Source organism: Stenotrophomonas sp. YJH_SMC_54, assembly GCF_059368435.1.
Window position 1 is genome coordinate 93,808 of sequence record NZ_JCAFRS010000001.1, and the last position, 20,967, is coordinate 114,774.

The following is a 20,967-nucleotide window of genomic DNA, read 5'->3' on the forward strand; positions in this document are numbered from 1 at the left end:
CGCCCCACACATTGCGTCGCAACGCGTGGGCCCCTCCCTTTGCCTGCCTCTCCCCCGCCCCTGTCGGGGCAGCCCCTCAACAGAGGGGCTTGCTTCTCCAGATGGTTCCGGGCGTGGATGCGGCATTGATGACTTCCTTGTCTCTGCGGGAATAGAAGAGGGCTGTCGAAAGGCCGCCCTTTTCTTTTATCTGGCGCGGGACGCGACGCGCGTTTCGCGCGTCGCCCCACACGTTGCGCCGCTCGTTGCCCGCTGGGTGCATCCACGCACGGCGTGGAAGGCAGGGCCATTCGCACAGGGTGGGGACCGATGCCCCGTGCGAATGGCGTGTGCTCAGAACGTGTAGCCCAGCCCCAGCTGTATGCCGTTCTGGGTCTGGCCGTCGCGCCGCTCGCCCACGTAATCAACCATCACCGACAGGCGCTTGCTGGCACGGCTGGTCACGCCCAGGTTCCAGGCCAGGACCTGCTCACCGACGGGCTGGCTGCTGGCACTGAACAGCAGGTCCGGGGCGGCGGCGAAGCCGTTGCTGTAGCGGGCCTGGGTATCGCCCAGCTCCTTCTGCCAGACCACGCGGGCCCGCGGGGTGATGCGCTCGCCGTTGTTGCCGTCGAAGGTCTTGAACAACTGCAGGCCGGCGCCTACGCGGATGCTCTCCAGGCTGCCACTGCGGCCGATGAGTGCGGCTGCGTCCTGGCCTTCGTTGAAGTGCGTGGCCGAGGTGCGCATGTAGTCGATCACCGGCAGCAGCGGCTGTATCACCACGCCGTTGCCGGTGGTGAACGAGAACGCATGCTCCACGCGCGCGGAAATCGCGTCGTTGCTGTACTTCGCGCGCAGCGGTGCCTGCAGGCCCTCGATCCCCTCGATGCTGCGACGGGTGTCGTGGCGAAGATCGGTGTAGCGGACGGCGGCGGACAGGTAGCCACGCGAATAGAGCGCGTCCACGTAGCCGCCGATATCCAGCGCGCGGACATCGCCGCTGAATCCTGCACCTTCGCTGGACCGGGTCGACATGTCGGCCGCGGCAAGGCTCACGCCCAGTGTCACGCGGTCGTCTGCCAGGCGGGTATCGGCACCAAGCGCGATGCCGCCGATGGTGTGGTTCAGGCCGGCGACGCCCGCACCACCCTCGATACGGCCATGGCTGCCGAACCCGCGTGCCCAGAAGCTGCGGTTGTGTCCGGCGACGCCCGCATCACTGCCCGCATCTGCCGGTGCAACCAGGTGCATCGCCAGCTGGTTGAACAGGCGACTGCCGGTCGTTGCCGATTGCGCCGAGGCGGTCTGCGCGGCCTGTGCTGCCAGACCGTCCGCATCGCCACCGCTGCGCGATGCTGCCTGGTGCTGCTGCACGACGTTGCCGATGCTGCCGACCAGTGCGGTATCGGCCAAGCGCAGGCTGGCATGCGCGTCGCCGCGCAATGCTCCCGCCTGGCGCGCGATGTCATCGCGGTCAGCGAACTGCAGGGCACCCAGCAGTCCGCTCATCGAGGAAGTGCGCTGTGCAGCCGCCTGTTGCAGTGCGATGCCCAGGCCGTCGCCGGACGGGGCATTGCCGAACAAGCGTGTGTCGTCGAAGGAGGGATTGGCGGTCAGCCACAGGCCACTGCCGGTCTGGTTGACGGTGAAGCTGAGCAGTGAATTGTGGCGAGGGCGGAATACGGCGCCGGGAGCGGTGAGGTCCACCGCGCTGCCGGCCTCGCCACTGCGCTCGACGTACTGGAAGCGCCCTTCGATGAAGTCCGACACCGGTGCTGCGCGGGTCAGGGTATCGGGCGTAGCGGTGCGGCACCACAAGCCGGCGTACTCACCGTTCGACGGGCCGCAGGGGGCGACGGGCAGCTGCAGGGCGCTGGCATCCACCTGGGTTCCGACCAGATGGTTCTGCTGGCCTGACGGGAAGAACGCCTGCTTGATGTCCAGCGTCAGCCTGGCGCTGGGGGCAATGCTCAGCACGGCGCGGTTGATGTTGCCGTACAGGTTGTAGTCACCGGACCGCCGGTCCTCTTCGACCAGGAAGTAGCGGGCTTCTTCCAGCGTCAGTGCCGGTGCGGTGCGCTGGCTGTCGACCTGGAAGGCCAGGTTCGCGCCATCGTTGAGGTTGATGTAGCGCCCCTTGCCGATCCGGAAGCGCTCGCTGGTGAACACGTCGTCGCCACCCGGCGCGAGTGCTTCCAGCGAGTAGGGGCGCATGACGATGCCGGAGGGCGCGAGCGTTCCGCCCTCGTTGATGTCGATCGTGGCATTCAATGAACCGTGTCCGGTCAGCACGCCGCCGCGTTCGACCACGGTCAGGCTGCGCAGTGCGCCCTGCTGCAGCTCGATGCGCCCGCCATTGCGGGCGCCGATGGCTTCGGCGTGGTGGATCCAGCCATTCTGCTGCAGGCGCAGGGTGCCGCCATCGGCCACCACATACTGGGCGGCGGAGGCGGTATCCAGTGACCAGACACCGCCCTTGCCGATGCGGATCACACCGAAGGCGTCGTCCAGCCGGATGTCCGGGGTCGATTGCTGGAAGTAGCGCAGGTTGGCCAGCGCATTGGTGTAGCGCCCGCGCACGGCCAGGTTCGGATTGAGGTCTCCGCTCACGTCCTTGTCGATGGAAAGCACGTCGCTAGGCTGGACGTAACCGGCTTCGGTAACGACGCGATCACTGTAGAAGGTGACACCGGGATACGCGGTGCAGTTGCCTGCCGCGCTCTGGTCGCGGGTCGGGCAGAAGCGCGTGGCCACGGCCGCCACGTTCGGGTCGAAGTAGCGCAGGAAGCCCGACTGCTGGGTCAGTTCATAGTGCGCCTGGACGATGCGCGCTTCGATGACCGCGAAGTCGGTCGGGCCGAACATGTCCCGGTAGTACTTGATGTACTTGTCCTGCCCCGGGTACGGGGTAGGGCCGTTCGGGCCGGATTCGCCATGGATGCCCAGCACCGTCTCCGTGTAGTTGCCGTGCGCTGGCAGCAGGCCGAACTGCGTGACCTTGCGCTTCACGCCGGCAACGAAGGCGTCGGCGCAGGCCGAGTAGCAGCCGCCGTCCAGCACGGTATCCAGCCCATGCTGGCGGATGATGGCGCCCATGCCCACGCCACCGGAGGCGGCCCCGCCCGGCGAGTTGCGGAACACCACCTGGCGCAGCGGCGTACCACGGGCCTGCGCGGCCAGGATGTAGGCCTCCAGCGTCTGCGGATCGGTCGCCAGCACGTTGCCGGTGTAGTAGAGCGTGTCTCCATTCACATGGAAGGCACTGGCATGGGCCTGCGGCGCGGCAGCGATGCCGAGAAGTGCAACAAGGGCACTGCCGAGGACGGTGGCGCGACGGGTGGGGAGGGCGGGATATCGATGCATGCGGAGTTCCACGGAAAGGAGTGAAGTGCGGTTGCCGCCCCTTTTTCGCTGCATGAACACGCTGATGCGGCGTGGTTTCAACACGTTGCAGCCTGGGCAGGGCGGGTCGCGCGCGCTCGGCCGTTGGACTGGCCGGGCGAGGAGGGCGACAGGCCGCCTCTCCAGACCGCTAACGCAGCTGCGGGGGGATCTCCCCCAGTCATCGCGCTCGGCTGACCATGCAGGCGACGGGGCGCAGCGTTTGCGCCGCGCGGGTTACCATGTATGCATCACCTGCTGGAGCCTTCCCCCATGAGCGCTGAAATCCTTGTCCCCGTGTCCTTCGGCGAGCTGCTGGACAAGATCTCGATCCTGCAGATCAAGTCCGAGCGCATCAGCGACGAGGGCAAGCTGGCCAACGTGCGCAGGGAGCTGTCGGCGCTGGAGCAGACCTGGATGGCGCACCCGGCGGCGGTGAAGGACATCGCCAAGCTGCGTGCCGAGCTGAAGGCGGTCAACGAGCAGCTGTGGGACATCGAGGACGACATCCGCCTGAAGGAAAAGGCGCAGGCGTTCGACCAGGGCTTCGTCGACCTGGCGCGCAGCGTCTACCTGCGCAACGACGAGCGTGCGCGCATCAAGAAGGCGATCAACCTGGCGCTGGGCTCGGCGTACGTGGAAGAGAAGTCCTACCAGGATTACGCGCAGCGCGCGTAATCCCGGCGGCCCAAAGAGGGAGGTCCACGCCACGCGTGGATGAAACCGCTGGGCGCAGGCCAACGTTCGGCCGGCCAATCACCCCAGATGATCGGCCACGTAACGCTCGAAAGCCGCAATGCCGTCTTCGACAGTGATCAGTTCCATCACATCGTCGAACTCGATCTTGGTGCCCCATTTCAGATCGGCAGCCTGCTTGGCCAGGTACTTGCGTGCGGCGTCGTCGTAGCGGTCCACGCAGTAGCGGCGGTCCGAGTACGGTCCGCTGCGGTTCGGGTTGCTGGCCGCATGCAGGCCCAGCACCTTGGCGCCCATCGCGTTGGCGATGTGCATCGGGCCCGAGTCCGGAGTCATCACCAGGTTGGCGCGGGCAAGCAGGGCAGGCAGCTGCTTCAAGGTGTCCTTCCCGACCAGGTCCAGCGCCGGCGTGAGCAGTTGTGCCTGGATGGCATCGGCCATGCTGCGCTCCAGTTCGCTGCGGCCACCGCACAGCACCACCTGCCAACCACGCTGCGCGGCGTGGTTGGCCACGGCTGCATAGCGGTCTGCATACCAGTTGCGGCGCACGTGGCTGGAACAGGGCGAGATCATCAGCACCGGGCGCCCATCGTCCTGCCATTGCGCAGCGGCCCAGTCATATGCGGACTGGGGCACGGCCAGGTCCCAGCTGACCTCGGTCTGGCGCAGGCCCAGCGGCTCGCAGAAGCTGCCGATGGCATCCAGCACATGGACGCCGGGGCGGTCGGGAATGCGCTCGTTGATGAAGAGCCCGTGCAGGTCCTTGGAACGGCTGCGGTCGTAGCCGATGCGTCGCTCGGCGGGAATGAACGCCGACAGCAGGTTGGCGCGGAACGCCACCTGCATCTGCAGCAGCGCTTCAAAACGCCCCGGTGGCAGCTGTTTGCGCAGCTCCTTGACCCCTGCCATGCCGCTCTTCTTGTCGTAGGCGTGGAAGGTGACGCCGGGCAGGCCATCGAGCAGTTTGTGGCCGACCTTGTCGATGATCCAGTGGATCGGCGTGTCCGGACGCGCAGCCTGCAGGGTGCGCACCAGGGGCACCACGTGGGTGACATCGCCGAGTGCGGACAGGCGCAGGAGGCACAAGGAGGAGGACGCTGATGCCATGTGTTGTTAGACTCAATGAAATGGTCGCATTCGACGCCAATGAAGCGCTGACGCCATGCCGCGAGGGTCGCGGCATCGGGGCCATTCTGTTCGACCGCGAGCGGCTGCGGCAAGCCGAGGTTGGCCTGTTCTCGCCCCAGCACTGGGGCAGCAAGGCCCGGCCGGTCGGCGAGGGCGGCCGCGGCAGCGCCTGGTTCATCGATGCGCCGTTCGGCGCCAGCGTGCTGCGCCACTACCTGCGCGGCGGCCTGGCAGCGAAGATCAGCCATGACCAGTACCTCTGGCGTGGCTCGGACCGGACCCGGAGCTTTGCCGAATTCCGCCTGATGCGCGCCCTGCGCGAGAAGAAGCTGCCGGTGCCCAGGCCGATCGCCGCGTACTACATGCGCGAAGGCCTGCGCTACCGGGCGGCAATCCTGATGGAGCGGATCGAGGGCGTGCGCTCGCTGGCCGACCGTGCGCTGGTCGCCGGACGGGGCGCGCCCTGGGAAGAGACCGGGCGGCTGATCGCCCGCTTCCACCGTGCCGGCCTGGACCATGCCGACCTCAACGCGCACAACATCCTGTTCGATGGCAACGGCCATGGCTGGCTGATCGACTTCGACCGTGGGGTGATCCGCATTCCGGCCACCGCCTGGCGCGAACGCAACCTCAAGCGCCTGCTGCGCTCGCTGATCAAGCTGCGCGGCGAGCGCAGCGTGGAGGACGTGCAGAAGGACTACGCGCGGCTGAGGCGCGCCTATGACATGGCCTGGAACCGGGGCACCTGATGGGCTGGTCGTTGCGTTTCCTCGGCGTCGGCAACGCGTCGGCGGTCGAGCTGGGGTCGCCGATGTCGGTGATCGAGCGGGACGGGCGGCCATGGCTGACGATCGACTGCGGCGGCGAAGGCCTGACCGCGTTCAAGGCGCACTATGGGCACATGCCGCAGGCACTGTTCGTCACCCATGTGCACCTGGATCACGTGGCCGGTTTCGAGCGGCTGTTCGTCGATACCTTCTTCAGCACGCAGCGCCGCGGCAAGGTGCGCCTGTATGTGCCTGCCACCGTGGTGCCGCTGCTGCACAAGCGCATCGGTGACTACCCGAACGTGCTGGCCGAGGGCGGTGCCAACTTCTGGGATGCGTTCCAGTTGATCGTGGTGGGCGAGGCGTTCTGGCACGAGGGCGTGCGCCTGGAAGTATTCCCGGTACGCCACCACTGGCCGGAGACGGCCTACGGCCTGCGCCTGCAGGGCGCGCTGACCTGGAGTGGTGATACCCGGCCGATTCCGGAGATGCTGGCCCGCTTCGCCAATGACAACGAACTGATCGCCCACGACTGCGGCCTGCACGGCAATCCGTCGCATACCGGTGTGGACGACCTGGAGCGCGAGTACAGCGCGGAACTGCAGGCGCGGATGATGCTCTACCACTACGCCAGCGTGGCTGATGGTGTGGCGCTGGCCGCGCGCGGCCACCGCGTGGCGCAGCCGGGGCAGTGCGTGCCGCTGGCAACCCCGACTGCACCGCACGTGCTGGCGCAGGATCCGCCGTGAGCGGTGCCGGCCAGCCCGCCGACGCGGCGCTGGCCGCCGGACTGGAGGTGCTGGAGCGCGCGCTGCATGCGCCTGCGGTGCGGGCCGATCCTGAGCGCCTTGACGCATTGCTGGACGAGGATTTCAGCGAGATCGGCAGTTCCGGGCAATGCTACGGCCGTGATGCAGCCTTGCAGGAGATCCCGTTGGAGCGCGCGCAGGTGCTGATCGAATCGGAACAGTACGCGGTGTGGTTGCTGGCCGACGGTCTGGCCCAGGTGCGTTATCGCAGCCGCCATTACCTCGACGGCCAGCCGCAAGGCTGGGTGCTGCGCAGCTCGCTGTGGCGCCGGCACGGGGATGGATGGCGCATGGTGTTCCACCAGGGCACGCCCGAGGCACGGTAGGACCGGGCCATGTCCGGCGAAGGGCGCCAACCAGGTGTGGCACCTGCCAGGGGCGGGGCGTCGCCGGAAAAGGCGATGGCCCCGCCGGCTGACCTCGGCGCCCGCGTCGATCGATACCGTTGCTGCCTTCCGGCCCTGGCGGGGTTTTCGACCTAGCGTCGCGAGGGGCCGACGGGGCCACCATAGAGACGTCGGCCGCCCGGAGGGCAGCCAGTTCACGGACCAGGGGAAGCAGCGCGCGATGCGCCAGAGACCACAGCCGGACTGCGCATCGGCTGGCCGATGGCAGGCGCGTAGTCTAGCGCAGGCAGGTGCATCGACGCCAGCTTCACGCGCTGAATCCGCTGTAACCCGTTCCCGCCCATGGCGGCCCGGGCCACCCGCCGTTGCTAGAATGCCGGCCAGGAGGAACGGCCTCCCCCATATCGGGAATCAAAGACCAGGACGGCCTGGCCCTACCAAGAGGAGGGCCGTCATGGCCTGGATCTATCTGTTGTTCGCCGGCCTGCTGGAAATCGTCTGGGCCGTGTCCATGAAGCAGTCCGAAGGCTTCACCAAGCTCACCCCCACCGTGGTCACGATCGTCGGCATGATCGCCAGCTTCTGGTTGCTGGCGGTGGCCATGCGCAGCCTGCCGCTGGGCACCGCCTATACGATCTGGACCGGCATCGGCGCGGTCGGTGCGTTCGTGGTTGGCATCGTGTTCCTCGGCGAGCAGGTCAGCCCGATGCGGATCGGTGCAGCGGTGCTGATCGTTTCCGGCCTGGTGCTGATGAAACTCTCGAGCAGCTGAATGATTTACTTATGGCGGGGAAAGGAATCTCCGCTTCCGGCAGGTATATGCATTTTCGGCAAGACCATTTTGTCCGCCCGTTTTATTTGACGTACGTCATGAAAATAACGAGCGTGATTCACATGCCGCTGGCACCGACGGTCGCACAGTGCCGCCATTCGTCGGGCGAAACCGGGGAGTTTTCGCCTTGAGGGACACGCTGTCGTACCTGTCACCGGGTGCGACTGCGTGAAGATGTGAAGATTTTCAGGAGTTAATGCCTTCAAACCTTGTTTCCGTATCGGGAGCCGGGGTGGGCCGCATTGTCTCCAAAAAACCTGCCAGCTGTGCCATCCGGTCTTTTCATGGAGATTTACCGATGAACCGCATTTACCGTCTGGTTTTCAATCGTGCCCTTGGGGTAATGCAGGTTGCTTCGGAGGTCGCCCGGAATCCCGGCGGAAGCGCGGTCAGCGCAGGGCGGGTGCCGCGATTGCGGGCGCATCAGCTGGCGGTGGCACTGGCGGCCACGCTGGCCAGTGGATCGGCGTTTGCGGCCTGCACTACCGCAGGTACGACGGTGACCTGCGCCACCGGCTCCAATACCAATTCGCTGACCAACAGCATCAACGGCGTGACGCTGAATATCCAGACCGGCGCCGAGCTCAGCGTGCCGCCGATCGTTGGCGGAAGTGCAGTGAATTTGAGTGGTAACGGCATCACCGTGAACAACCAGGGCACGGTCGATCCCACCATCAACGGTGGCCTGAGCCTGGCAGCGTCGGGCATGGTGCTGGGCAACAATACCGTCGGTGGAAACACCATCAGCGTCAACAATCAGGCAGGCGGGGCGATCAAAGGCCTGGTCAACATCGGCTCCATCCTCGGTTTCGGCGGACAGGCGCTGGTGGTGCAGAACGCTTCCGGCGGTGTCAGCAACATCGTCAATGCCGGTAATGTGGACATGTCGATCTTTGGTGCAGGCCTGTTGACCACGGCCGATGCGGCATCGATCGTAAGCTACGGTGGTGCGCAGACCACTCTCAACAACACCGGCACCATTACCGGCCGCATAGGGTTCCAGGGTTCGGCCACGGCGGGGGCCGGCAATACCTTCCTCAACGCGGGAACCATCAACGGCAGTGTGAACCTGGGCAGTTCGGTCGCCGGCAACACCTTCACCGCCGTGTCTGGTTCCAGCGTCAATACCGCCGGTATCGGCGTGGCCGGGCAGGTCGGCGCGCTTGCGGTGAATCTGGCCGCGGCCGGCATCGTCGACGGTGGCTCGGCGTCCAACAACAGCCTGGTGCTGCAGAACAGCGCCACCGGCCCGGGCAGCGGTACCGGCGGAGCGGTAACCACGCTGGGCTGGAACCAGTACATCAACTTCCAGAGGCTCACCGTCAACAGCGGTACCTGGAACCTGCAGGGTGCGTGGGCGGGTGCGGGCACGACCACGCTCAACGATGGCCTGGTCAATTTCAATAATGCCGGTTCCTTCGGCACAGGGCTGTTCACCGCCAACGGCGGTGCCATTGCCGCCTCCACGGCCGGTCTGAACCTGACCAACGCCTTCAACCTTGGCGGCAACCTTTCCCTCGGCGGGACCAATGCGTTCAGCCTGGGTGGCGTGCTGTCCGGTACTGGCGGGCTGACGGTCAACAACACCGGCATCGTCACGCTCGGCGGCGCAAACCTGTTCTCCGGCGGCGTCAACCTCAATGCCGGCGGCCTGCTGCTGGGCAATGCGGGCGCGCTGGGCAGCGGCAACCTGACCGTGGGTGGCAGCGCTTCACTGGATACGACGTCGGGCTTCACCCTGGGCAACAATCTGGTGATCAATGGCGGGGGCTCGCTGAACCTGCTGGGCAGCAATGCGTTGTCATTGAGTGGCTCGATTTCCGGTGCCGGCAACGTGACCAAGAACGGCGCGGGCACGCTGACCTTGAATGGCGCCAATTCGCTGACCGGCGCCTTCAATCTGGCCGGCGGCGCATTGGCGCTGGGCGCGGGTGGCAGCCTGTCGCCCACCGGTGCGATCACGCTGGGCGTTGGTACCAGCCTCGATCTTTCAGCGGCGACCAACCAGACCATCGGCTCGCTGGCCGGTCTCGGCGGTTCGGTCAATCTCGGCAGCCACACGCTGACCCTGGGTGGGCTGGGCAATACCAGCTACAGCGGCACGTTCGCCGCAGGCACCGGTGGCCTGATCAAGCTCGGTACCGGCGTGCAGACCCTGTCCGGCGTCAACAACCTCAGCGGCGGTGTTGCGCTCAACGCCGGCGGCTTGTTGCTGGGCAATGCGGCCGCGTTGGGCAGCGGCACGCTGTCCGTCGGCGGCAATGCCACGCTGGATGGCACGACCGGGTTGGCGTTGACCAATGCCGTCAACCTCGGTGCCGGGGCCAGCCTGAATCTGCTGGGCAACCAGGCGCTCACATTCAACGGCGTGATCGGTGGCGCTGGTGGCCTGATCAAGAATGGCGCGGCAACCCTGACGCTCAACGGCGCCAATACGTTCGGCGGCGGTCTGGCGCTCAATGCCGGCAGCCTGGTGCTGGGCAACGGCGGTGCACTGGGAACCGGGGCGCTGAACGTCGGCGGTGCGGTATCGCTCGACGCCAGCGCCGGCCTCACCGTGGGCAATGGCATCACGCTTGGCGCCGGTGGTTCGCTCGATGTGCTGGGCTCGAATGCGCTGACGCTGGGCGGTGTCATCGGCGGGAGCGGCAGCCTGGTCAAGAACGGCGCCTCCACGCTGACGCTGGGCGGCGCGAACACGTTCACCGGTGGGCTGGCGGTGAATGCCGGAACGGTGTCATTGGCCAGTGGTGGCAGCCTGGCGGCGACCGGCGCGGTCAGCCTGGCCGGCGCTGGCAGCGCACTGGATATCTCGCTGGGTGGCAACCAGACCATCGGTGCGTTGTCCGGCGTGGCTGGCAGCACCCTGTCGCTGGGCAGCAGCACGCTGACCTTCGGTGATGCCACCAACCAGACCTTCGCCGGCGTGATCGGCGGCACCGGTGGCCTGATCAAGCAGGGCACCGGCGTGCAGACGCTGACCAGCGCCAGCACCTTCAGCGGTGGGGTGAATCTTGCCGCCGGTGGCCTGGTGCTGGGCAACGCCGGTGCGCTGGGAAGCGGTGCGCTGACCGTCAGTGGCAACGGTTCGCTGGACGCCACTGCTGCACTGAACCTGGGCAATGCGATCAACCTCGGCGCGGCGTTGACCCTGCCGGGCAGCCAGAACCTGGCCCTGGCCGGCAACGTCACCGGCACCGGCAGCCTGGTCAAGAATGGCGCGTCGACACTGACCTTGAACGGTACCAACACCTTCAGCGGTGGACTGAGCGCAAACGCCGGCAGTCTGCTGCTGGGCAACAGTGGCGCACTCGGTACGGGAGTATTGGGCATTGGCGGCAGCGTCTCGCTCGATGGCGGCGCCCCGCTGAACCTGGCCAACAATGTGTCCCTGGGCGCGGGTGCCGCGCTGTCGCTGCCGGGCTCGCAGGCGATCACGCTGGGTGGCGTGGTGTCCGGTGCCGGCAGGCTGGTCAAGAATGGTGCCACCACGTTGACCCTCAACGGCGCCAACAGCTTCGGTGGTGGGCTGACCGTCAACGGCGGCGGCGTGTTCCTGGGGAACGCCGGCGCACTGGGCACCGGTGCACTGTCGGTGGGCGCCAATGCCACGCTGGACAGTTCAGTAGCGCTGAACCTCGCCAACGACCTCAACCTTGGGGCAGGCGCGGCGCTGGATCTGCTGGGCAGCCAGAACGTGTCGCTGGGCGGTCTCATCAGTGGTACTGGCAGCCTGGTCAAGAACGGTACGGCGACGCTGGCGTTGAACGGCGCCAATACGTTCAGCGGGGGCGTCGGGCTCAACGCGGGCGTACTGCAGCTTGGCAACGCACAGGCGCTGGGTACCGGCCAGCTGGACGTGGGCGGCAACGCTTCGCTGGATGCCACTGCGGCGCTTTCGGTGGGCAACACCCTCGGCCTCGCCGCCGGCGCCAACCTCACCGTGCTGGGCAGCAATGACCTGACGCTGACCGGTCCGGTGTTCGGCGCCGGCGGGCTGATCAAGGATGGCGCGGCGCGCCTCACGCTGTCTGGCGCCAACACGTTCGGGGGTGGCACCACCGTCAACGCCGGTACGCTGGCGCTGGGGGCCGGTGGCAACCTTGCCGCGGCCGGTGCGGTGGATCTTGCCGGTGCCGGTGCGACGCTGGACATCTCCGCAGCCGGTGCCGCGCAGACCATTGGCGCACTCAACGGCGTCGCAGGCAGCCAGCTGGCGCTGGGCGCGCAGTCGCTGACCTTTGGCGGCGCCGGCAACGGCAGCTTTGCCGGCGTGATCGGTGGCACTGGCGGCCTGGTCAAGACGGGTACCGGCGTGCAGACGCTGTCCGGTGCCAACACCTTCAGTGGCGGTGTTGCACTCAACGCGGGTGGCCTGATCCTCGGCAATGCCAGCGCGCTCGGCACCGGTGCGCTGGGTATTGGCGGCACCACCACGCTGGACAGCACGGTGGCATTGAATCTGGCCAACGCGGTGACCTTCGGTGCCGGCACCCAGCTCACCCTGGGCGGAACCAGTGACGTTGCATTCGGAGGCGTGCTGAGCGGCAACGGCAGCCTGGTCAAGAATGGTGCGGGCCTGCTGACCCTCAACAACACCAACACCTTCGGTGGCGGCCTGACCTTGAACGGTGGTGGCCTGGTGGTCGGCGCGAATGGTGCGCTCGGTACCGGTGCGCTGGCGGTCAATGCCAGCACCACGCTGGATGCAGGCACTGCAGTGACGCTCGGCAATGCGGTCACGCTGGGCTCGGGCGTCGCACTCACGCTGCCCGGCAGCAATGCGCTGACGCTGTCGGGCGTGGTAGGCGGCAATGGCAGCCTGATCAAGAATGGCGGCACCACGTTGACGCTGTCCGGTGCCAACACCTACACCGGCGGTACCACCATCAACGCCGGCACGCTGGCGTTGGGCACGGGTGGCAGTCTCGCCGCAGTCGGTGATGTCACGTTGGGCGCAGGCGCAGGCTTCGATATCTCCGGTGCCGGCGGCAACCAGACCATCGGCGCGCTCAACGGCGCGGGCGGCAGCACGCTGACGCTGGGCGGCAATTCGTTGACCTTCGGTACCGCCGGCAACGCCGCGTTCGATGGCGTGATCAGCGGCGGTGGTGGCCTGGTCAAGGTGGGCGCGGGCGTACAGACCTTGTCCGGCGCCAATACCTTCGGTGGCGGCGTGACGCTCAATGCAGGCGGACTGGTGCTCGGCAATGATGCGGCGCTGGGCACGGGCGCATTGACCGTCGGTGGTGCTGCCACGCTGGATACCACCGGCCTGGCAACGCTGGCCAACAACATTGCGCTCAATGCCGGGCTGACCGTAATCGGGACCAATGCACTGACGCTCAACGGCGTCCTTTCCGGGGCCGGCAGCCTGACCAAGAATGGCAGCGCGACGCTGACGTTGAATGGCGCCAACACCTACACCGGTGGCACCAACATCAACGCCGGCACGCTGGCGCTGGGGGCCGGTGCCAGCCTGGCCGCGAGCGGTACCGTCAATCTTGCCACCGGCGCCACGCTGGACCTGTCGGCCGGCAGTGGCACGCAGCAGTTCGGCACGCTGGTCGGCAACGGTACGGTGAACCTCGGTGCCAACTCGATCGAAGTGGGCGGCGCCACCGATGGCACCTTCAGTGGCTCGATCGCAGGCACCGGTGGCCTGACCAAGGTCGGTGCCGGCATCGAGACGCTGACCGGTGCCAACACCTACACCGGCGGCACTTTCATCAACGCCGGTACCCTGGCGATCGGCCCCGGCGGCAGTCTGGCCGCGACCGGTGCGGTGACGCTCAATGCGGCGGGCACAGGCTTCGATATCTCCACTGCCGGCGCCAACCAGACCATCGGGGCGTTGAACGGCGTGGCGGGTTCGACGGTGAGCCTGGGGGCGCAGACGCTGACCCTGGGCGGCGTTGGCAACAGCATCTTCGATGGCGCGATCTCCGGCACCGGCGGCCTGGTCAAGAACGGCGCCGGCAGCCTCACGCTGGGCGGTGCCAACCTGTTCAGCGGTGGCGTCGCGCTCAATGGCGGCGCATTGGTGGTCGGCAACAACGCTGCGCTCGGCAGCGGTGCGCTGACGGTGGGAAGCAATGCGACGCTGGATGCATCGACCGGCGCCAGCCTGGCCAACAGCATCAACCTCGCATCGGGTGCCAACCTCGATCTGCTCGGCAGCCAGGCGCTGACCCTGGGCGGCGTGATCTCCGGCACGGGCGGGCTGATCAAGGACGGTGCGGCCACGGTGACCCTGAGCGGCGCCAACACCTACACCGGTGGCACCACCATCAACAGCGGCACGCTGGCGATCGGTGCTGGTGGCAGCCTCGCCGCGACCGGCGCAGTGAACCTGGCCGGTGCCGGCACGTTCGACATTTCGGCGGGCAACCAGGCCATCGGTTCGCTGGCCGGCGTCGCCGGCAGTACGGTGGCGCTGGGCGGCAGCACGCTGACCCTGGGCGGCACCGTGGACAGCACCTTCAGCGGTGCGATCAGTGGCAACGGCGGCCTGGTCAAGAACGGCGCAGGCGTGCAGACGCTCAACGGCGCCAGCACCTTCAGCGGCGGCGTAGCGCTCAACGCCGGTGGCCTGGTGGTCGGCAACAATGCTGCGTTGGGTACCGGTGCGGTGACGGTCGGAGGCGCTGCGACGCTCGATTCGAACACGGCGGTCACCCTCGCCAACAACTTCACCCTCAACAACGCGTTGACCGTCCTCGGCAGCAACAACCTCACCCTCAACGGCATCCTCAGTGGTACCGGCTCACTGACCAAGGAGGGTGCCGCGACGCTGACCTTGAATGGTGCCAACACCTATACCGGCGGTACTTTCATCAACGCCGGCACCCTGGCACTGGGTGCTGGCGCCAGCCTGGCCTCCTCAGGCACCGTCAACCTGGCCACGGGGGCGACCTTCGATCTGTCAGCAGGCAGCGGCACGCAGCAGTTCGGTACCCTGATCGGCAGCGGTACAGTGAATCTGGGCGCCAACACGCTGACGATCGGAGGCCCTGCCAATGGCACCTTCAGTGGCTCGGTGGCCGGCTCCGGTGGCCTGATCAAGGAAGGTTCGGGCACCCAGACGTTGACCGGCACCAACACCTTCACCGGTGGCACCACCATCAACGCCGGCACGCTGGCGATCGGTGCCGGCGGCAGCCTTGCAGCGACCGGTGCGGTCACCCTGGCCAACGCCGGTACCACCTTCGACATCAGCGCGGGTGGTGCGCAGGCGATCGGTTCGCTGGCAGGCGTGGCGGGTTCGACAGTGGCGCTGGGCGGCAGCACGCTGACCCTCAATGGCGTGGGCAATACCACCTTCGCCGGCACCATCGGAGGGGCCGGTGGCCTGGTAAAGAACGGCGCAGGCATCCAGGGCTTGACTGGCGTCAACGTCTTCACGGGCGGCGTGACCCTCAATGCCGGTGGCCTGCTGCTGGGCAACGGCGGTTCGCTGGGCATCGGCGCGCTGACCGTAGGCGGCAACGCCAGCCTGGATGGCACCAGTGCGCTGACTCTGGCCAACACCGTGCAGCTGGCCAGCGGCACGCTGACTCTGGCCGGCAGCAACGCGCTGACCTTGAATGGCCCGATCAGCGGTGCCGGTGGCCTGCTGAAGGATGGCGCGGCGACGGTCACCCTGGGCGGTGCCAGCAGCTATACCGGCACCACCACCATCAACAGCGGCACGCTGGCGGTAGCAGCCGGCGGCAGCCTGTCCGGTGCCAGCACGGTCAACCTGGCCGGTGCTGGCACACTGGATATCAGCGCCGGTGGCAACCAGAGCATCGGCGGCCTGGCCGGTGTGGCCGGCAGCACGGTGGCGCTGGGAGGCGCAACGCTGACTACCGGCGGCAACAACGCCAGCACCGTGTTCGCTGGCGTCCTCAGTGGCACCGGCGGCCTGGTGCAGGGAGGTACCGGTACGCTGACCCTGAGCGGCGACAACACCTATACCGGCGGTACCACCATCAACGGTGGCAGCACCCTGCAGATCGGCAACGGTGGCAGCACCGGTTCGGTGCTGGGCGACATCACCAACAATGGCAGCCTGGTCTACAACCTCGGCACCACGGCAACCGTGGGTGCGGTGGTCAGTGGCAATGGCGGTCTGGCCCAGGCCGGCAGCGGCACGCTGGTGCTGACCGGCAACAACACCTACACAGGAGGGACCACCATCAATGCCGGCGGCACGCTGCAGATCGGCAACGGTGGTGCGACCGGTGCGATCGTCGGCGACATCACCAACAACGGCGCGCTGGTGTCCAACGTGGCCGGCAACACCACGCTCGGTGGCACCATCAGCGGCAGTGGCGGCTTGACCCAGGCCGGCAGCGGCACGCTGGTGCTGACCGGCAACAACACCTATACCGGCGGCACCACCATCAATGCCGGTGGCACCCTGCAGGTGGGCAATGGCGGTGCGACCGGTGCGATCACCGGCAACGTTGCCAACAACGGCAGCCTGGTATTCAACGTGGGCGGCAACACCACGGTCGGTGGCGCGATCAGCGGCAGCGGTGGCCTGACCCAGGCCGGCAGCGGCGTGCTGACCCTGGTCGGCAACAACACCTATACCGGTGGCACCACGATCAATACCGGCGGTACGCTGCAGGTCGGCAACGGCGGGGCAACCGGCGCCATCGCTGGAGACATCACCAACAATGGCGCGTTGATCTCCAACGTGGCCGGCAACACGCAGCTGGGCGGCACCATCAGCGGTACGGGTGGCCTGACCCAGGCGGGCAGTGGGTCGCTGGTGCTGACCGGCACCAACACCTACACCGGGGGTACCACCATCAACGCTGGCGGCACGCTGCAGCTGGGCAATGGCGGCGCGACCGGCTCGATCATTGGCGATGTCACCAACAACGGCACGCTGCTGTCCAACGTGGCCGGCAACACCACGCTGGGTGGCACCATCAGTGGCAGCGGCGGCCTGACCCAGGCCGGCAGCGGCACTCTGACCGTGACCGGCAACAACACCTACACCGGGCCGACCACGATCAATGCAGGCGGCACGCTGCAGGTCGGCAACGGCGGTGCGACCGGCGCGATCGGTGGCAACGTCACCAACAACGGCAACCTGGTGTTCAACGTGGCCGGCAATACCACGGTCGGTGGCGCCATCAGCGGCAGCGGTGGCCTGACCCAGGCCGGCAGCGGCACGTTGATCCTGGGCGGCAACAACACCTATACCGGTGGTACCACCATCAACACCGGCGGCACGTTGCAGGTCGGCAATGGCGGCGCCAGCGGTGCGATCGCCGGCAACGTCAGCAACAACGGCAGCCTGGTGTTCAACGTGGGCGGCAACACCACCGTCGGAGGCACCATCAGCGGCAGTGGTGGCCTGACCCAGGCCGGCACCGGAACGGTCACCCTGACCGGCAACAACACCTACACCGGCGGCACCACCATCAATGCCGGCGGCACCGTGCAGGTCGGCAATGGCGGCGCCAGCGGCTCGATCACCGGCAATATCACCAACAACGGTGGCCTGGTCATCAACACCGGCGGCACCACCACGCTGGGCGGCACCATCAGCGGTGGTGGCAGCATCGTGCAGGCAGGCCCGGGCGGCCTGAACCTGGGCGGCAACAGCGGCGGCTTCAGCGGCACCGGCCAGGTCACCGGTGGTGGCCTGAATGTCACCGGCAACATCGGTGGCCAGTGGACCATCGGCAGCGGTACCACGCTGTCCGGTACCGGGACCATCGGTGGCACGGGTGGCGGCGTGACGGTGTCCAGCGGCGGCGTGCTGTCGCCGGGCAATGGCCCGGGCAACGGCAGTGGTGCAGGCAATGGCACCGGCACGATCACGGTGGGCGGCAACCTGACGTTGTCGCCGGGCAGCACGCTGGGCGTCGATCTGGGTGCCAGCGGCAGCGACACGGTGCAGGTGGGCGGCAGCGCCAACGTGGGTGGCAGTACCGTGCAGGTGAACACGATTTCGCCGAGTACCAGCTACCAGCAGGGCCAGCAGTACACGGTGGTCAATGCGGGCGGTGGCGTGAGTGGGCAGTTCGCTTCGGCGACCTCGCCGTCGGCCTTCCTGACCATCACCCCGGTCTATACCGCCAACACGGCCAACCTGCAGATCGACGTGGCGCAGACCGCGGCATTCACCACGGCGGCGAAGACGCGCAACCAGTACAACACCGCTGCAGCGCTGGACAGCCTGCCGCAGAGTGGTCCGGCACTGGGCCTGTACAACACGCTGCTGATGTATGACGCGGGTACCGCGCGTGCGGCGTTCGACCAGTTGTCCGGCGAGGTGCATGCGGCCAGCCGTGCGGTGCTGCTGTACGACAACTACCTGGAAGAGGGCATCCGCCAGCGTCTCGGCAGCGAACTGCCGACCGTGCGTGGCGAGCGTGCCTCGGCCTGGCTGGCCGGCAGCGGCAAGGTGTTCCGCCAGGACGGTGACGGCAACGGCGATGACATCCGCTCCAACCGCAATGCACTGATGGCGGGTGTGGACTGGCAGCTGGGCGAACACGTGGTGCTGGGTGCGGCCGCAGGCAACGAGCGGCTGGATACGCGCCTGTACGATCGCAGCTCGCGGGCCCGCCTGCGCGGCAACACGTTCGGCCTGTATGCGCAGGGCCAGTGGAACAACGGCTTTGCGGTCGGTGGCAGCGTATCGCGCGGTGACTACCGCACGCGTACCACGCGTGAGGTGCCGCTGCTGGGCCAGACCCTGTACAGCCGCCAGGACTCGGATGTGACCATCGCGCAGGTGGAGGGCAGCTGGACCTGGACCCATGGCAGGACCCAACTGCAGCCGTATGTGCAGTTCACCAGGCACTGGGTCGACAGTGATCGTGCGGTGGAGCAGGGCGGCACGGCTGCGCTGGTGCTGGAAGGCGGCAAGGACACGCTCAATGTCAGCACCGTGGGCGTGCGCGGCCGTTGGGATGTGGGCAGCGGCGAGCGCTTCCCGGCGCAGCTGACGGTTGGCCTGGGCTGGCAGCATGCATCGGGTGATACCGATGTGGCCAGCCGCAACCGCTTCGCGGTGGGCGGCAATGCCTTCGACGTCTACAGCGCGGTGATGGCACGCAATGCGCTGGTCAGTCAGGTGGGCGTGGCGGTGGGCCTCGGCCGCAACAGCCAGCTGTCGATGTTCGTGCAGGGCCAGCACGGCGATGGCCGCCGCGACGTGGGCGGGCAGATCAACCTGCGTGTGGGCTTCTGAGGAGAGTGGGGCGACGTTGGATCCACGCCTGCGTGGATCCAGGGCGGTGCGGAGGGCTAGACCCTCCGCTCCATCTCCACGGCATCGATCCCGGCGCCGTGGCCATTGGAAACGATCCGCGTCACCTGGAAGCCCAGGCCAGCATAGAAGCCCTGGGTGTGCTGGCTGGTACTGAGCGTGATGCGCTTGATCGAGGGATCCGCTTCGGCCTGGCGCAGGCGTGCCAGCGCCAGTTCCCGGCCCAGTCCATGCCGGTGCAGCGCGCGCTGTACCATGCCCCAGCAGAAACCGGCACTGCCGTCGCCGCGTCGCGACAGGCCGCCGCACGCCACGATGCTGCCATCTCGCTCGATGACCTGGAATGCACAGTCCATGGCCTGTTCTTGCAGGAAGCGCCCAAAGTCGCTGCGCTCTTCGGGCGCGAAGTAGGTGGGCACGTTGCTGTCGAAAATCGACAGGCAGGCGCTGGCATCGGCGGGGCGGTAGAGGCGGAGGTTCATGGAAAATGCCTTGGCGTTGCCCGGGCGCATTTCAACCGTCCAGACGTTGTCCTTCTCAAGGGGGTATCGCGCGACTAGGCCGCAGGAGCCGCCGAAGTGCTCCAAGGTACATGGAGCGGAGTCGATCTTCTCACGGATGATTTCGCCCACCTCGAATGACTGTGCGGAACACAGGCGCCTGCACCAGGCGGGTGCGTCAGTGGCGAGGCGCATGCGGCCGCGATGGCATGCAGCGGGGCGCGGCGGCTCTTGGGCTATGCTTTCGACACGTGGGACTGACCGCGCGGCAGGATCCGCCGGCCCCATTCGTCTTCCTGCCTGCAACGGAGCTGCCCAGCGATGCCCGACCCTTCTCTTTCCCGGACTGCCCAGGTCATGCGCGGTCTGCTGTTTGGCGCGGTGGGGCTGTTGATCCTTGCCGTGGCCGCCTTCGAAGTGACGCATCGCCTTGAGTTCCTGCAGATCGCGCAGGCCGTCGATGGCCAGGTCGAGCGCCTGAACGCGGGCGGATCGCATCCGCAGATTGCGTTCACCACCGCGACCGGCCAACGCGTCTCTTACCCGCAGGGCGGCATGATCTTCGGCTATGAGCCTGGACAGCCGGTACGCGTGCTGTACGATCCGGCGCAACCGCGCCTGGAGCCGGTCCTGGATACGTTCGGTGCGCTGTGGGGAATGACGGTCGTGTGGATGCTGCTGGGGCTGGCGTTCGTCGGCGTCTGCGTGCGGGGACTGCTCCGGCGCAGGTGACTCGCAGCGGATCGCGCGCTGTCGGCGGGCGGACCGTTGGACCTGCCCCTGGCGGCAGGGCCTGTTCAGTTCGGTAGTACCTACCGCGCTTCCCGCCATCCAAATAAAAAAGCCGCCCAGTGGGCGGCTTCTTCATTATCTGGCGAAGAGAGGGGGATTGTCGGGTGCATCCCTGCACCCGATCCCGATGCGCGTTGCGCCCCGGGACCAGCCTGCGGCTGTCCGGTTCTGCTCCTGCAGAACCGTCGAACCCCGGCGGGGCGTCTCACCACCCATCCCATCCGCCAGACAAACGCAAAAGGGCCACCCTGTGGGCGGCCCTTTTGCGTTTGTCTGGCGGAGAGAGGGGGATTCGAACCCCCGAAGCGCGGTTTAGACGCTTACACACTTTCCAGGCGTGCTCCTTCAACCACTCGGACACCTCTCCGGATCCCTGCCATCGGCAAACGCCTCAGCAGGGGCGCAGATTCTAGCGGGCTGCGCGGCACTTCACAAGCACCCCGGCCAGGAACCCGCGAAAGATGTGCCGGAGGCGAGGGGGGCTGGACAGGCATGGCACAATGGAACATCCG

10 protein-coding genes, 1 tRNA gene and 1 other RNA gene are annotated in these 20,967 nt (G+C 67.2%); 7 read left to right on the forward strand and 5 right to left on the reverse strand.

Annotated elements, in window-relative coordinates; genetic code table 11:
• Positions 1 to 333: 333 nt before the first annotated feature.
• Positions 334 to 3,345 (reverse strand): autotransporter outer membrane beta-barrel domain-containing protein, encoded by a 3,012-nt coding sequence (locus tag AC5P5S_RS00535; protein ID WP_062607633.1) that lies wholly within the window; start codon positions 3,343 to 3,345, stop codon positions 334 to 336.
• Positions 3,346 to 3,636: 291 nt separating this feature from the next.
• Here AC5P5S_RS00535 and AC5P5S_RS00540 point away from each other — a divergent pair, with 291 nt between their 5' ends.
• The gene (locus AC5P5S_RS00540; RefSeq protein ID WP_005408281.1) at positions 3,637 to 4,041 is read left to right on the forward strand and encodes a DUF6165 family protein; all 405 of its coding nucleotides are present in this window, start codon (positions 3,637 to 3,639) and stop codon (positions 4,039 to 4,041) included.
• Between the two features lie 78 nt (positions 4,042 to 4,119).
• Here the strand turns inward: AC5P5S_RS00540 and AC5P5S_RS00545 are convergent, their stop codons facing one another.
• Positions 4,120 to 5,166: a glycosyltransferase family 9 protein gene (locus AC5P5S_RS00545; protein ID WP_012479274.1), complete on the reverse strand. Its 1,047-nt coding sequence runs from the start codon at positions 5,164 to 5,166 to the stop codon at positions 4,120 to 4,122.
• Between the two features lie 20 nt (positions 5,167 to 5,186).
• Between AC5P5S_RS00545 and AC5P5S_RS00550 the strand changes: the two genes are divergently transcribed.
• The 3 genes from AC5P5S_RS00550 to AC5P5S_RS00560 are packed head-to-tail and all read left to right on the forward strand — an operon-like array spanning position 5,187 to position 7,089.
• Positions 5,187 to 5,936, forward strand: coding sequence for a 3-deoxy-D-manno-octulosonic acid kinase (locus tag AC5P5S_RS00550; RefSeq protein WP_012479275.1), 750 nt, complete (start codon positions 5,187 to 5,189; stop codon positions 5,934 to 5,936).
• Complete coding sequence (locus AC5P5S_RS00555) at positions 5,936 to 6,703, forward strand: MBL fold metallo-hydrolase (protein WP_005408284.1); 768 nt, start codon at positions 5,936 to 5,938, stop codon at positions 6,701 to 6,703. Before AC5P5S_RS00550 ends, AC5P5S_RS00555 begins: the two co-directional genes overlap by 1 nt.
• Positions 6,700 to 7,089 (forward strand): nuclear transport factor 2 family protein, encoded by a 390-nt coding sequence (locus tag AC5P5S_RS00560; protein WP_062607631.1) that lies wholly within the window; start codon positions 6,700 to 6,702, stop codon positions 7,087 to 7,089. The genes AC5P5S_RS00555 and AC5P5S_RS00560 overlap by 4 nt, the downstream gene beginning before the upstream one ends.
• 78 nt (positions 7,090 to 7,167) lie before the next feature.
• Here the strand turns inward: AC5P5S_RS00560 and ffs are convergent.
• An RNA gene (gene ffs / locus AC5P5S_RS00565) (signal recognition particle sRNA small type) lies at positions 7,168 to 7,264 on the reverse strand.
• Between the two features lie 300 nt (positions 7,265 to 7,564).
• Between ffs and AC5P5S_RS00570 the strand changes: the two genes are divergently transcribed.
• Both AC5P5S_RS00570 and AC5P5S_RS00575 read left to right on the forward strand, forming a co-directional pair.
• Positions 7,565 to 7,882, forward strand: a complete 318-nt coding sequence (locus tag AC5P5S_RS00570) for a DMT family transporter (RefSeq protein ID WP_005408286.1) — start codon at positions 7,565 to 7,567, stop codon at positions 7,880 to 7,882.
• 358 nt (positions 7,883 to 8,240) lie between these two features.
• Positions 8,241 to 19,145: an autotransporter-associated beta strand repeat-containing protein gene (locus tag AC5P5S_RS00575; protein WP_115875194.1), complete on the forward strand. Its 10,905-nt coding sequence runs from the start codon at positions 8,241 to 8,243 to the stop codon at positions 19,143 to 19,145.
• A gap of 56 nt (positions 19,146 to 19,201) precedes the next feature.
• On the opposite strand, the gene AC5P5S_RS00580 is transcribed toward AC5P5S_RS00575, so the two are convergent.
• Positions 19,202 to 19,645 carry a GNAT family N-acetyltransferase gene (locus AC5P5S_RS00580; protein WP_012479278.1) on the reverse strand — a complete coding sequence of 148 codons (444 nt, stop codon included), beginning with the start codon at positions 19,643 to 19,645 and terminating at the stop codon, positions 19,202 to 19,204.
• Positions 19,646 to 19,984: 339 nt separating this feature from the next.
• Here AC5P5S_RS00580 and AC5P5S_RS00585 point away from each other — a divergent pair, with 339 nt between their 5' ends.
• Positions 19,985 to 20,395, forward strand: coding sequence for a DUF3592 domain-containing protein (locus AC5P5S_RS00585; RefSeq protein ID WP_223846475.1), 411 nt, complete (start codon positions 19,985 to 19,987; stop codon positions 20,393 to 20,395).
• A 334-nt stretch (positions 20,396 to 20,729) separates the two neighbouring features.
• On the opposite strand, the gene AC5P5S_RS00590 is transcribed toward AC5P5S_RS00585, so the two are convergent.
• Positions 20,730 to 20,822 (reverse strand) — tRNA-Ser (locus tag AC5P5S_RS00590).
• Positions 20,823 to 20,967: the final 145 nt, after the last annotated feature.

What these genes read in the sequence shown, in the direction of transcription:
- AC5P5S_RS00570 (WP_005408286.1), top strand. Translation starts at nt 7,565, where the DNA reads ATGGCCTGGATCTATCTGTTGTTCGCCGGCCTGCTGGAAATCGTCTGG.
- AC5P5S_RS00585 (WP_223846475.1), top strand. Translation starts at nt 19,985, where the DNA reads ATGCCCGACCCTTCTCTTTCCCGGACTGCCCAGGTCATGCGCGGTCTG.
- AC5P5S_RS00580 (WP_012479278.1), bottom strand. Translation starts at nt 19,645, where the DNA reads ATGAACCTCCGCCTCTACCGCCCCGCCGATGCCAGCGCCTGCCTGTCG.
- AC5P5S_RS00575 (WP_115875194.1), top strand. Translation starts at nt 8,241, where the DNA reads ATGAACCGCATTTACCGTCTGGTTTTCAATCGTGCCCTTGGGGTAATG.
- AC5P5S_RS00535 (WP_062607633.1), bottom strand. Translation starts at nt 3,345, where the DNA reads ATGCATCGATATCCCGCCCTCCCCACCCGTCGCGCCACCGTCCTCGGC.
- AC5P5S_RS00555 (WP_005408284.1), top strand. Translation starts at nt 5,936, where the DNA reads ATGGGCTGGTCGTTGCGTTTCCTCGGCGTCGGCAACGCGTCGGCGGTC.
- AC5P5S_RS00550 (WP_012479275.1), top strand. Translation starts at nt 5,187, where the DNA reads ATGGTCGCATTCGACGCCAATGAAGCGCTGACGCCATGCCGCGAGGGT.
- AC5P5S_RS00545 (WP_012479274.1), bottom strand. Translation starts at nt 5,166, where the DNA reads ATGGCATCAGCGTCCTCCTCCTTGTGCCTCCTGCGCCTGTCCGCACTC.
- AC5P5S_RS00540 (WP_005408281.1), top strand. Translation starts at nt 3,637, where the DNA reads ATGAGCGCTGAAATCCTTGTCCCCGTGTCCTTCGGCGAGCTGCTGGAC.